General features: G+C 66.4%; 8 protein-coding genes and 1 pseudogene. All 9 read right to left on the bottom strand.

Annotation, left to right across the window (positions count from 1 at the left end; all coding sequences use genetic code 11):
• Nucleotides 1–998: pseudogene (locus QX124_RS28185) on the bottom strand (flagellar protein); the annotation flags it as partial.
• 347 nt (nt 999–1345) lie between these two features.
• A complete protein-coding gene (locus tag QX124_RS28180) occupies nt 1346–2782 on the bottom strand; it encodes an aspartate aminotransferase family protein (RefSeq protein ID WP_315739126.1) in 1437 nt (478 codons plus the stop codon).
• Between the two features lie 68 nt (nt 2783–2850).
• Complete coding sequence (locus QX124_RS28175) at nt 2851–4041, bottom strand: hypothetical protein (protein ID WP_315739127.1); 1191 nt, start codon at nt 4039–4041, stop codon at nt 2851–2853.
• A gap of 52 nt (nt 4042–4093) precedes the next feature.
• Complete coding sequence (locus QX124_RS28170) at nt 4094–5722, bottom strand: hypothetical protein (RefSeq protein ID WP_315738798.1); 1629 nt, start codon at nt 5720–5722, stop codon at nt 4094–4096.
• Nucleotides 5723–5733: 11 nt separating this feature from the next.
• The gene (locus tag QX124_RS28165) at nt 5734–6540 is read right to left on the bottom strand and encodes a hypothetical protein (protein WP_315798881.1); all 807 of its coding nucleotides are present in this window, start codon (nt 6538–6540) and stop codon (nt 5734–5736) included.
• A 92-nt stretch (nt 6541–6632) separates the two neighbouring features.
• Nucleotides 6633–8504: a flagellar protein gene (locus QX124_RS28160; RefSeq protein WP_315798880.1), complete on the bottom strand. Its 1872-nt coding sequence runs from the start codon at nt 8502–8504 to the stop codon at nt 6633–6635.
• Between the two features lie 15 nt (nt 8505–8519).
• Nucleotides 8520–10382: a flagellar hook-associated protein FlgK gene (gene flgK / locus QX124_RS28155; protein WP_315738802.1), complete on the bottom strand. Its 1863-nt coding sequence runs from the start codon at nt 10380–10382 to the stop codon at nt 8520–8522.
• 44 nt (nt 10383–10426) lie between these two features.
• Nucleotides 10427–12229 carry a flagellar hook-basal body complex protein gene (locus QX124_RS28150; protein WP_315798879.1) on the bottom strand — a complete coding sequence of 601 codons (1803 nt, stop codon included), beginning with the start codon at nt 12227–12229 and terminating at the stop codon, nt 10427–10429.
• Nucleotides 12230–12525: 296 nt separating this feature from the next.
• Nucleotides 12526–13029, bottom strand: coding sequence for a peptide-methionine (R)-S-oxide reductase MsrB (gene msrB, locus QX124_RS28145; protein ID WP_315798878.1), 504 nt, complete (start codon nt 13027–13029; stop codon nt 12526–12528).
• Nucleotides 13030–13086: the final 57 nt, after the last annotated feature.

Genomic DNA, 13086 nt, shown 5'->3' with positions numbered 1-13086 from the left:
TTGAAGGCCTGGCTGGCCGCAGCCGACGTACCACCGATCGCGCCGATCGTGGCCGAAGCCGCGTCGTTGGTCGTGGTGATCGAGATCTTGCCGGTAGACGAGTCGACCGTGGCCTGCAGGTTGTTGGCTGCGAGCTTGGCGTTGAGATCGTTCAGCGACTTGACCTGTCCTGTCCCTAGACCGAACGTGATGCTGGTCGCCGTGCCACCTCCTGTGGCGCCGACCGTCAAGGTCTGACCTGACAAGCCGTCGCCGACAGCAGTCAGCCCGAGCTTGCCCAAGGTGCCGGTGCTGCCCGAGAGCGTCAATCCCGCCGCCGGCGGCGTCAAGGTGATCGCACCCGCGGTGATCGACGCGGTGACGCCGGTCTGGGTCTGGATCGCCGACAGCAGGTTGCTGACGCTGTCGCCGATGCCGATGTTGGTGCCGGACGAGGACGTGCCGGTGACGAAGGTGAAGGTGGTGCCGTTGACGACCAGCGTCTCACCGGAGGTGATGCCGGTGGCGAGGTTGTTCGACGCGGTGCCCGCCGTGCCCGACAGCTTGGTCGAGCCGGTGATCGCCGCCGGGGTGGTGTTGTCGTTCTGCACGACCGAACCGGTCACAGCCGTCGAGCTGGAGCCGAGCAGGTCGGTGGCGGTCGCACCGGTCAGCGCCGCCGAGGTCACGTTGGACTTGGTGGAGTAGCCCACCGCGCTCTGCAGAACCTGGTTGGCGATCGACTTGGCGCTGTCGACGAGCTTCTGCAGCGAGGTGATGCCGGTGTTGGCGGCCTGCAGCACCTGCACGCCGTTGCCGATGCCGTCGAGCAGATTGGAGATGTCGGAAGCGCGGTTGTCGAGACCCTGGGCGGTGAAGAAGTTGGTCGGATTGTCGAGCGCCGAGTTGACCTTCTTGCCCGTGGAGAGATTGTTCTGGGTGGTCGCGAGGAGCTGAGCCGTCGACTGAAGCGAGAGCAGATTCTGACGCACCGACGCCGAGAGAACGATACCTGACATTTTCATACCCTTCTGGTGTGAAATAAACCCCGATCCCTTCGAGATCAGGGTGCAGCCCAGGTCGATTTGAACGACCCCGGACGACGGGCGTCACGGTGAATGGCAGTGGCTAACAAACGCTGAAGGGTTGTGGTGCGCAGCCGCCTCAATCAGCGGAACAGGCGCATCGGCGCGGCTCATTGCCGCGTCATCGCGCAAGAACGCCCTTTGAAAAGGCTCGTTGATTCAACAAACGCGCCCGTCGTTCACAACGCGTCAACCACCTTTGGAAAGGTTTCGACACGCGCGGCGACATTCTGCCGGCGGTCGTCATCGACCAGCGGACGACGCCGAGATGCGGTTTGCGCTCAGAGCGCCAGCGGCGGCGCATCGACCTCGATCAACGGCGTGAGACCGGCCGCGCGCTGGCGGCCGAACATGAGGACCGCCGCAATCAGCCGGTCGATGTCGCTCGTCCCGGTGCGATGATTGACGATCGCGGCACGGATCGCCAGCCGTCCGTCGAGCATCGTGGTCGACGGCGCGGCGAGGCCGGATTCGTGGATATCGGCGACGATCTCGCCGTTGAGCGCATCGGCATCGTCGGCACGATAGCGGAAGCAGACGATGTTGAGATTGACCGGCGCCAGCAGCTCGAGCTCGGGCTCGGCGCGCACCCGCGCCTCCAGATGGCGCGCGAGCTCGCAGCTTCGCGCGATCACGGCGCCGAGCGCGTCCGTGCCGAACGTCCTCAGCGTGAACCAGGTCTTCAGCGCCCGGAAGCCGCGCGACAGATCAGGACCGAGATCGCAGGGCCACTCGGTGCCCGCCGCGAGACCACGGGTTTCCCGGCGCAGATAGGCGGCCGGCGAGGCGAAGGCGTCGCGATGCTTGGTGCCATCGCGCACCAGCAGGAAGCCCGCATCATAGGGCACCTGCCCCCATTTGTGAAAATCCAGCGCAATCGAATCCGCCTGCTCGATGCCGGCGAGCTTCGGTGCGAGCTCCGCTGACAGCATCGCGAGCGCACCGAAGGCGCCGTCGACGTGAAACCAGAGCCCCTCGGCACGGCAGAGCTCGGCAATATCGGCGAGGCCGTCGATGGCGCCGATATCGACGGTGCCCGCCGAGGCGACGACGAGAAACGGATGCAGTCCCGCGGCGCGATCGCGCGCGATCGCGGTCCGCAGCTCGCCGACGTCGACGCGATGTGCGGCATCCACCGCGATGCAGCCGAGCGCGTCGCTGCCCAGTCCGCAAATGTCCATCGCCTTGGCGATGCAGCCATGCGCGGCCCTCGAGGTGTAGGCGCGCAAGCGCCGGCCGTCGTCACCGAGGCCCAGCGTGCGAACCGACGCGCCGAGCGCGGAGCGGCGCGCCACCAGCACCGCCATCAGGTTCGCCATCGACGTGCCGGTGACGAAGATGCCGCTCGCGCTTGCCGGAAAGCCGAACAACTGGCGCATCCAGTCGACGACCTGCCGCTCGATCTCGATCGGCGCGTGGTCGCGGCCGCCGAGATTGGCGTTCAGTCCGGCAGCCAGCATCTCGGCGAGCATGCCGACCACGGTGCCGCCGCCATGGACCCAGCCCATGAAGCCGGGATGCACGTTGCCGGTCGCGTAGGGAACGACGAGCTCGCCGAAATCCCGATAGACCTCGGCGAGATCCGTCGGCGCATGCGGCAGCGCGCTGCGAAAGCTCTGCCGCGTCGCAGGCGACATCGGCTGCCATACCGGCCGGTCGCGGATATCAGCGACATAGTCGATCATGTCATCGAGCATGCGATGACCGAGCGCGCGCATCTCGTCCCAATGTTGCGGATCGAGCGTCTCCGCCGTCCGCGATGCAGGATCGATGCGCAGCCCGGCGGTCACGCCGCCTGCTCCGCCCGCGACGCGGCGCGCTTGTCGATCATGGCCGCGAAGGCCGCGAAGATCTTCTGCATCTGCGGCGGCTTGTAGGGGAAGACCTCCGGCGAATCCATGTTGTGGACGACGGCCGTGTTGTCGGCCTCGAACACCAGCAGCGCGCCGTCCCTGGTCTCGGCGCAGTCGATGATGAAATAATCGAGGCCGACGCGCGCGGCGATCGCATCGAGCACGCTGCGGTGACGGCGGCCGAAGCCGATATCGAAGGTCTGCATGAAGGTCGCCTCTTCGAGGCGCTTGCTCTCGCTGCCGGCCATGTTGGCGTTGAGGTACCAGATGTCCCAGCGCCGCGCGATCGCCATGTGGCAGGCGTAGGCCGTGCCGTCGACGAACACGATGCGGTACTTGCGGAACTGGCCGTCCTCGCTGGCATAGTCGACGAAGCGCGAGACGAAGAATTCCTGCTCGTCGCGCTCGTCGAGATAGAGCGACAGCTCGAGCGGCTCATCGATCTTCTCGAGGCCGACGCCGGCATGCGAGCCGCGCGGCCGGACAATGACCGGGAAGGCGAGCGAGTGGTCGACGTCCGTGATCCATTCGCGCTCGTCGGCGATCTCGATCAGACGCTCGCGGTCGACGGGGATGGTCGCCGGAATGGTGAGCCCGTCGATGCCGGCCAGCAGCGCATGCAGCTTGTCGCGATCGAGATGCCAGATCCGCTCCGGCGGATTCAGCAGCGGACGCGGCCAGCGCGCCGCGACGGCATCGATCTCGCGCAGCGCGTGCTGACAATCCTCGGAATCGGAGGCGATGACGATGGCGACGTCATGAGCGGGCAAAGGCGCCAGCAGGTCCGCGCCCGGAACGACATAGAGCAGCAGCAGCTCGATGTCGCTGTCCTCGAGCAGGAACTCGATCGGCGTGTTGCTGCCCATGTCGGTGGCCGCAGCGAGCGCGAGCACGCGCAGCCGCGGCGTCGCACTGTTGCTGGCAACGCGGTAGAGCTGCTGCGACTGCAGAACGTCGTACTGGATCGCGAGCCCGGACGATTTCTCGCCGATGAGCTGCGCGATCAGCGCGAGATCGAGCCCCTCGCCCGGCTGCGCGCGGCCGTCGAGCAGCTTGGCGAGCAAGGCGGCCCACATCGGTTTCAGGTCCTGGCCGTCGAAGGCGGCCTTGGCGAGCTTGGCCATGCCGATCCGGTCGGCATATCCTGCGCCGCTGGCCTCGGCCAGCGCGAGCAAATCAGTCGGCATTGCAGATGTCCCTGAGATCCTGGCTGCTCAGATCCGATACGAGCAGCTCTGTTTTGGCGACGATGTCGGCGACGCGGTCGATGTCGGAATCGAGATTGACCCGGGCGGCGGTGACGTCAGCGCACCACGCGTCCGTCACCTGGCGCGCGCCGATGCACAGCCGCAGCGCGGCCGTCGGCGCCTCGCGCGCGCGTTCGATCCGCACCGGCTGGCCGATCAGGCACTGGCGCGCGGCAACCTCGGCCGCGCGTCCAGTGAAGCGGCTGCCGAGGTCGCGCTGCAGCGCGCGATACACCGCCTGCGTCTCACCGAGGCCGAGCGGTCCGCCATCGCGCTGGAGCGCGAACGGGAAGATGGTGGGAAAGCCGAATTCGCCATCGCTCCCATCCTGCGCGGGGGCGCGGGTGGTGATCGGACACAGCACCGGCGACAGCATCAGCAGGCTTTCGATCGACTCGCCGAGCTGCCGGATCGCCATCCGGCGAAACGTCTCGGGCACGGCGTGATACGCCGCGATCTCCGCCAGCGCGGCTTCCCAGCGCAGCCATTGGCCGATATTGGCGCGCGGCGCCGTGCGCGCGCGCAGATCCGTCCAGGCGAGCGGCCAATCGCTGCGATTGACGTAGTCGAACAGGCCGGGCGCGATCGGATGCCCGCCGCGCAGCGCAGCCGCTGCGGCCGCGGGCACCAGCAGCGCGCCGCTGAAGGCGGGGCCGCCGAAGAACTTCGAGCCCGTGACGAGCACCAGATGGCCGCGCTCGAGATGATCGCGCAGCCGCGCCGCGCCGAGCCGCATCTGGCAGGCATCGACGACGACCTGGACGCGCCCCGGCCAGCGCCGCGCCACCTCGTCCAGGCAGGCCATGTCCGGCGCGCGCCAGCCGAGCTTGGAGGAATCCATGACCTGCAGCAAGACGCTACGGCCGTTCCGCACCAGCGCCTCGACGCTGTCGAGCACCTCGGCGTCGATATCAGCGCGCGGCTGCATCGATGCGCCGTCGAGCAGCGGCAGCGACACGGCGTCGCCCGAAAGCCCGTCGATCGGAGTGTTCATTCGCACCGTCAGGCCGTTGGCCGTCCGCGTGCTGAAATGGTGTCCCCGGGCGCTCGTGGCGGTGCCGCTGCCGGTCTGGTCGCCGCCGACGACGATGCTCGTGACAGCCTCACCCAGCACCGCCCGCACCAGTGCCAGCGCATGCAGTTGCGAGTCGGTGCCGGACGGCGAGAACACGATGTCGACCTCGTCGGCAAGGCCGAGATATCCACGCAATTCGCAGCGCATCTCCTCGGTGCGCCGGTCGAGCGCCGCGTCGAGGCCGAGCGAGATCGCCCCATGCATCAGTTGCTCGCGCGCCAGCTCGACACGCGCATAGGCGCGTTCCGAAATCGGCGAGGCCGTGCTCGATGCGAAGCACAGCACATCGGGTTCGGGCGACGGCCCGCAGCCATAGACGTTGCGGCCCCAGGGGCGATCGAGCGCCAGGCGGATGTCGCCGCCGTCGATCAGGAGATCGCCGAGCAAGGCAAACAGATCACGCAGTCCGGTCGCGGCGCCCTGCTCGCGCCGGTCGATCGGGGATGGCTGAGAGATGTGCGACCGGGTTGCCGCCGGGGTCATCGCGCGGATCATCAGGCTGCGTCGGCCGCGGCAGCGGTGGGAACCGCCACCGCCGACGCGAATTGCGAGGCGACATTGCCGTGGAACACGGACGGACCAACATGATCGAGCCGGCTGTCGAGATCGGCCCAGATCTCACCGCCGAGATCGGTCCATCGCCTGCAAAACGCAAAATCCTCGCTGAGATAGGTGCCCGTTTCAGGATCGATCATGCATTCGAACAGCGCGAAGCGGTTCGGGCAGCCGGCCAGCGCGTCCTGCGAATGCTCGCGGAAGAACTGCAGCGGCGCGTAGGCCGGGTGCGCGATCATTGCCTCGACGACGCGGCGGCGGATCATCAGGAAGCCGGTGCCGGCATAGCGCACGCGGGTGAAGCCGTTGACCACCGCGACGTGGTCCGGATTGTCGATCTCCAGCACGTAATCGAGCGACGCCGCCGGCACGTCCATCCGGTTGTCGTTGATGGCGCGGCGTGCCTTGTTCCAATTGACCTTCTTGACCGGATAGACACCGGCGACCATGTCGCCGCCGGACTCGATCAGCCGGAACACCTGCCTTGGCGTGAAGCCGATATCCGCATCGACGAAAAACAGATGCGTGGCCGAGGGATCATTGAGGAACAGGGTGACCAGATTGGCCCTCGCCCGGGTGATCAGCGCATCACCGTCGCGCATGTGGACGGTCAGGTCGACGTTCGAGGTGGCGCGCAACTCGCGCTGCAGGGCGAAGATCGAGCTCGCATAGATGCTCGACACCTGGCCGCCGAAGCATGGTGTCGCGATCACCAGGTGAATGCGCTCGTCGGTTCCGTCACTCACGTCCGCCTCCAGACAAAGAGGCTCTCGCCCCAGATCTGAACAAAAGCTAAAGAGACGTGGTTAACGAAAACCTAACCGCCGCCCCCGGGGCGCTACAGATATTTCACGAGCGTGAGCTGGGCCAGCATCGCCGTCGTCTGGTAGGACGCCTGGAGGTTGGTTTGCAGCTGCAGGATCTGGCTCGCCACCTCCTGCTGCGAGATGCCCTCGGTCTGGTCGACCATGCTCTGCATCGCGGCCTTGGCCTGGGTCTGACGCGCCGTGGCGTCTTTCATCGTGGTCTGGGCGTTGGCGAAATCGGTCTGGATGTCCGAGATCGACTGCTGACCGAGCTGCGGCGTCAGGTTGGCGGCGATGCGCTGGCTGAGCGCGCCGATCTGCTGCGGCGCATTCGCTCCCGCCGGCGGCGTGTTGACGGCGGCGTAGACCGCGGTCTGTTGCACGAGGTTGCGGATCGCGAACTCGTTGCCCTGGGCGCCGAACTGAATGCTCTGCGCGGTGTCGATCCGGATGGTCGCGCTCGACCGCGCCGAGCCGGGACCGCTGTTGCCGGTGTACCAGGCGACGGTGTTGGTCGACCCGTTGACGAGGCTGGTCGCCGACCCCAGCGGCGAGCCGGAGACACGCAAGGGCGGCGTCGCCGCCGTCACTGTGCCGGAGAAGCCCAGCGCCGCGAAGGCACCCGCGTTCGAGCTCGACACCGAGAAGCTGGCGGCGTCGTCGGTGCGCAAGGTGATCACGCCGCCGCTGATCGTCGACGGCTTCGACGTGCCACTGAGCGTGTCGATCTTCGACAGCAGCGTCTGCACGCTGTCGCCGACGTTGATCTGGTTGTTGCCGTTGGCGCCGGAGGCGACGAAGGTCAGCGTCTGCCCATTGACGGTGATGGTATCGCCGGCGGTGAAATTGGTCGCGATCGAATCGCTGCTGAGCGGTCCCGACAGCAGCGTCGCGCCGGTGATCGGCGCGGGCGTCGCGGCCTTGTTGTTGACGGCCGTTCCCGAAACGGAGCTCGCCGTGTTGAAGAAATTGTCACCGGCGACGATTGCCGAGGCGGCGGTCAGCGAGGTGTTGGCCAGGGTCGACAGCGCCGTGTTGAGCGCCGCGTTGAGATTGGCGGAGGTGGCCGCCGGCGTCGCACCGATGGCGAACGTGTTGGTCGGCGCCGGCGTCGTGGTCGACGCCGTCAGCTTGATCGATTCCGAGGTGCCGTCGGGCAGCTTGAAGGTGAAGCTGATCTGGTCGCCCGCATTCGGATTGCCCGCCGTGAGGTCGACCGAAATGCCCGCAGGCGAGCCGGACGGTCCGGTCACCGTGGCGTTGGTGAGCGACGAAGTCACGCCGCTCAGCTTGAAACCGAACGGCGAGCCGGCGACGTCCTCCGCCAGCGTGATCGGCATCGTGGCCGACGCCGAAAGGTTGAGACGCCCGAGACCGTTGAGCCCGAGATCCGCCTGCTGCCGCTCGGCGATGACCTGCTTCAGCCCGGCCTGCGTCGTGGTGCCGTTCAGGATGTCGTCGGCCGACGCGATCGCCGGCCGGTCGGTGGCGCTGCCGGAGAAGATGTAGCGATCGCCGACCTGGGTGTTGAGGATGCCGGTGATGGCCGACAGGTTGGACAGCGCCGTCAACTGTCCGGTGGTCTGGCCGGTGCTGGTCAGGTTCTGCGGCGTCGCCGAGGCGCCACTCTGGACCTGGTCATGAATCTTGGACAGCGACTGCAGCGAGGTATTGACCGCGCCGATCACGGTATTGACGTGGGTCATCGTCAGCGTGAAGGCCGAGATATTCGAGAGCTGCGCCCGCGCCGCGATCGCGAACCCCTCGTCGGGCCCCATGCCGGCGTAGTTGTTCGCCTTGACGCCGCTCGAGAGCTGCGTGGAAAGGTCCGCGAGCTGGTTCGAGATGTTCCGCACGGACAGGCCGAGCAGGGAATTTCCGTAATTGACACTGCTGATCGACATCTTACACGCGCCTCACTAAAATGCCTGGAGCAGGCTCTGCATCATGCTTTGCACGACCGACATGATATGGGCGTTGGCCGCATAGGTGTTCTGGACCTGGATCAGGTTGGACATCTCGCTGTCCATGTTGACCCCCGCCGTGCTCTGGAACTTCTCCTTCAGCGTGCTGACCACGACGCTCTGGCCCTGGCTGAGCTGGGTCGCCAGCGTCGAGGCACTGCCCTGCTGGCTGACGAACTGCTGCAGATAGCCGGACACCGTGCCCTGGAACGGCTGCGCCGCCGAGCCAAGGCCGGTGGTTGGCGAGTAGCTGAAGGTCGCCGAGGTCAGCTGCGCGAACAGGAAGTCCGGCCGCGTCGGGTCGCCGGCCGCGGTCTGCGGCGAGGTCGAATAGGTCGACAGCTTGGTCGGATCGTTCAGCAGCGCCGGATTGACGTTGAGCCGCCCGGCGAGACCCGTCATCTGCGAGCCGGTCGAGGTGATCGCACCGGTGTAGAGCGCGCCGCCGTCGGTGAAGACCGGCAGTTGCGCGTTGCCGCTGGCGAGCGTCTGCACCGTGGTGGTGGCCGAGGCCGCCTTGACCGTCGCCTGGCTGGTGCCGTCATCGGTGATGCGCAGCGTCGTGCCGGATGGATTGGCAAACTGCAGATGCGCGCCACCGAGCGCGCTGTTGAGCTGCGACACCACCGAGGCCATGCCGAGCGAGAAGTCGACGCCGACATAGGACGGGTTGGCACCGGTGGCATTCCGCAGCGGCAGCGCCGCTGGATCGTTGACGTTGACGATCTTGACCTGGCGCTGGACGTTGCTCGAATCCGTGTAGGTCAGATTGATGGTATTGCCCGCCAGCAGCCCGGTGGTCGAGACGTCGAAGCCGGCCGGCGGACCGGTCACCGCGGTGCCCGCCGTGGTCTTGTCGGACAGCGCCGAGGCCATCGTCGCCGCGAGCTGGTCGACCTGGGTCTGCGCCTGCACCAGGGTCTGGTCGCGCAGCTTGAGATCGGCCGCGATCTGCCCCGAGTTCAGGAGATTGTTCGACACGACGTCGAGCGATACGCCATTCGACAGCTTGATGTTGAGCTGCCCGACGCCGGTCTTGGTCGGATCGCTGCTGTAGAGCGAGGTGGCGTCGAGCGTCCCCGGCGACGAGAAGGTGAACTCCGAGCTGAGGCCCGCGCCGACCAGCTGGATGCCGGAATTGGTGAACACGCTGGTGCCGTTGGTCGCATCCGAGACGACACGGATGTCGACGTATTTGGACAGCGTGTCGATGGCGTTGTCACGCTGGTCCTGCAACGTCGCCGACAGCGGGTCGGAGGGGCTGAGCCCCTGCAGCTGCATGTTCAGCGTCGCGATCTGCTTGATCGCGGCATTCGCCTGCGTGACCGAATTGCCGATGTCCTGCTCCACATTGGTGCGCAGGGTCTGGATGCCCTTGGTGGTCGCGTTGAGCTGCAGCGCCACGCCCTGCGCCGCCGACAGCGCCACCGACTGCGCCGACTGGTTGCTCGGATTGTTCGACAGCGACTGCAGCGCCGTCGTGAAATTGTTCAGCGCCGTCTCGAGCGTGCCGCTGCCGCCGGGCGTACCGTACACGGTTTGCAGCTGACCCAGGATGTTGGCCATCTGATTGGCATAGGTCCCGCCCGAGGTCTCGGTGCGGAGCTGGTTCTGGACGAACAAATCGAGCTGACGGTTGACGCCCGTCGTCGTCACCGTCGAGCCGAAGCCGCCGCTGGCGACCTCGATCTGGTTCGGGTTCTGCGCGACATAGCCGGGCGTGTTCGCGTTGGCGACGTTCGAGGAGATGATCGAGAGCGCGGCCTGCGTCGAACGCAGGCCGGACATCGCGGTGGCGAGGGCAGAACTCAAACCCATGTTCGGTAGCCTTGTGTCAATTCAACTGCCACGTCTCAGCGCGGTCAGCGCAGCACGTTCAGAAGATCCTGCACCATCGAATTGGCCGTCGTGATCACCTTGGTGTTGGCCGAATAGGCCTGCTGGGTCACGATCAGCTTGGTGAACTCGTCGGCGATGTCGGTGTTGGAGCCTTCCAGCGAGCCGCCCGAGATCTTGCCGGTCGCGCCGATGATGGCCTGGCCGGACTGGTCGGTCGCCTCATAGGCGCCGCCGTCGAGCGCCTTCAGGTAGTTGGTGCCGTTGAAGTGCGACAGCGTGACCTGCGCCAGGTTGATGGTCTGGCCGTTGGAGAAGGTGCCGGTGACGACGCCGCTGTTGTTGACGGCGACCGACTGCAGCTGGCCGGCGGCGAAGCCGTTCTGATTGATCTGGTTGATGGTCGCCGAGCCGATCGTGCTCGCATATTGCGTCAGCGCGCCCGAGGAGATGTTGAGGCTGACGGTGCCGAGCGTGGTGCCGTCGACCACGACGTTGGGAATGGAGATGTTGGAGGTCGTCGGCGACACCAGCGAGCCGTCGGAGGCGAACTGGAAGTTGGTGCCGACGTTCTGCCACGCCACCGTCGAGCCGGTCGCGTTCGAGTCGGTCTGGTAGAACAGGTTCCAGGTGTCCTTGTGGCCCGTGCCGAGCGTTGAGCTGTCGACCTTGCCCCAGCGCAGCTGCACGTTCACCGGCGTGCCCGACGAGTTGTAGGCCGTGACCGCGCCGCCCGAGATCGTCTCGTTGTTGAAGTTGGTGAGATCGTTGCCGATCACGATGCCGGTGCCGGGACTCGACGTGCGCGTCAGCGCCACGGGTGACGTGAGGCCGAGCGCGGTGAAACCTGGGGAGGCACTGCTCAAGTTCCAGTCCTCGCCGCTGCCGGAATGCAGCGTGATCTTGCCGGCGGTGATGGTCGGCTGCACGCCGGTGACGGTCGCGATCTTCGCCAACAGCGTGCCGACGGAGTCGCCGACATTGATCTGGGTACCCGAGGCGCCGGAGGCGACGAAGGTGAAGGTGACGACGTCGCCGGCGCTGCCGGTCAGGGTGATGGTGTCGCCGGCGGTGAAGTTGCTCGAGATCGAGTCGCCGCTGGCTCCGCTCAACAATGTCGAGGTCGTGATCTGCGCCGGGACCTTGTTCATGGCGGTGGCGCCGGTCACGGTGGAGTCGGCATAGAAGTTGGTGCCGACCGGCAGCGGCACGTTGGAGAGATCGGCCGAGTTGAGGCCGCCGGCCGCGACCAGCGTGCCGGTCGCAGCGTTGCCGCTCGCGGCGGTCTTCGGCTGCGTCGGCAGGTTGGCGGCATACTGGATCGCGGTGGTCGCCTGCGCCGGCACGAAGTTGTTGGCGAACTGCAGCACGGTCGGCACGTTGCCGGTGGCGTTGCCGGTCTTCGGATCGACCGCGACGCCCATCAGGTAATAGCCGGCGCCGTTGATCAGGTTGCCGTTGGCGTTGAGCTGGAAGTCGCCGCGGCGGGTGTAGTTGGTGACGCCGGTGAAGACCGGCACGTTGTCGACGACCGAGGAGGCCTTCTGCACGTTGAAGAAGCCATCGCCGTTGATCGCCATGTTGGTGGCGACCGAGGACGTCGAGACGGTGCCCTGGGTGGTGATGGTGGCCTTGGCGAAGGCGGTGACGCCGCCGGCATTCTGGCGCGTGGGGTTGGTGGCGTTCGGGATGAGGTCTTCGAAGCTGGTGCCGATGCCCTTGTAGCCGACGGTCGACGCGTTCGCGATGTTACCGGAAATGTTCTGCAGCGCGAATGATTGAGCGGACAGACCGCTCACCGAAGTGTTCATCGCGTCGAAGATACCCATACCAATCTCTCCACTGTGATGCCGGTGGCGGGTCGGCCCGCACCGCGTTTCGTGGAGAGCTGTCGCAATCGCTGTGCCAGATGTGAAAATGCTGTGAAATCAGCGGGTTGGAAAACAGCAACGTAAAAAAAGCGGCGTCAAAACTGGTGAACAATTGCCGAGCCGGCAGTTCTTGCCGGGCCGGACGCGCCAAATCGCGCTCCGGCTCGACCGCTCGTCGCGGCTGCCGGCGCGTCCTGAAGACCCCCATCTGAGCCTTGAACGGACGGGCCGGACAATCCGGGCGCAAATTCCTGTTAGGTCGATGACGGATTTGCCGGATGGAACGTGAGCGACAGCCCGTCCATGCAGTAGCGCAGGCCGGTCGGCTTGGGGCCGTCGTCGAACACGTGGCCGAGATGGCCGCCGCAGCGGCGGCAATGCACCTCGGTGCGGACCATGCCGTAGGTCTTGTCCTGGCGCGTCGCCACGGCATTGTCGAGCGGCTTGAAGAAGCTCGGCCAGCCGCTGCCGCTGTCGAACTTGGTGTCGGAGGAGAACAGCGGCAGGTCGCAGCCGGCGCAGGCGAAGGTGCCCTTGCGGTGCTCCTTCAGCAGCGGGCTGGTCCAGGGCCGCTCGGTGCCCTCCTCGCGCAGGATCTCGTATTGCTGCGGCGTCAATTGCGCGCGCCACTCGGCCTCGGTCTTCTCGATCTCGAACTTCTCGGCGGCGCGGGCCGGCGCGGAGTCGCCGAGCCAGCGCAGGGCAGTGAAGCCGAACAGGCCGGCGGCGGTGGTGAACATCAGACGGCGGTCGATCATGGATGTCTCCGTGCGGCGATGGGTTACCGGATCTACGGATGGGATCCCGCGAAGTTA

This window comes from Bradyrhizobium sp. SZCCHNRI3043, from assembly GCF_032377735.1.
Classification (GTDB): domain Bacteria; phylum Pseudomonadota; class Alphaproteobacteria; order Rhizobiales; family Xanthobacteraceae; genus Bradyrhizobium.
This window is presented reverse-complemented; position numbering and strand designations above follow the sequence as displayed.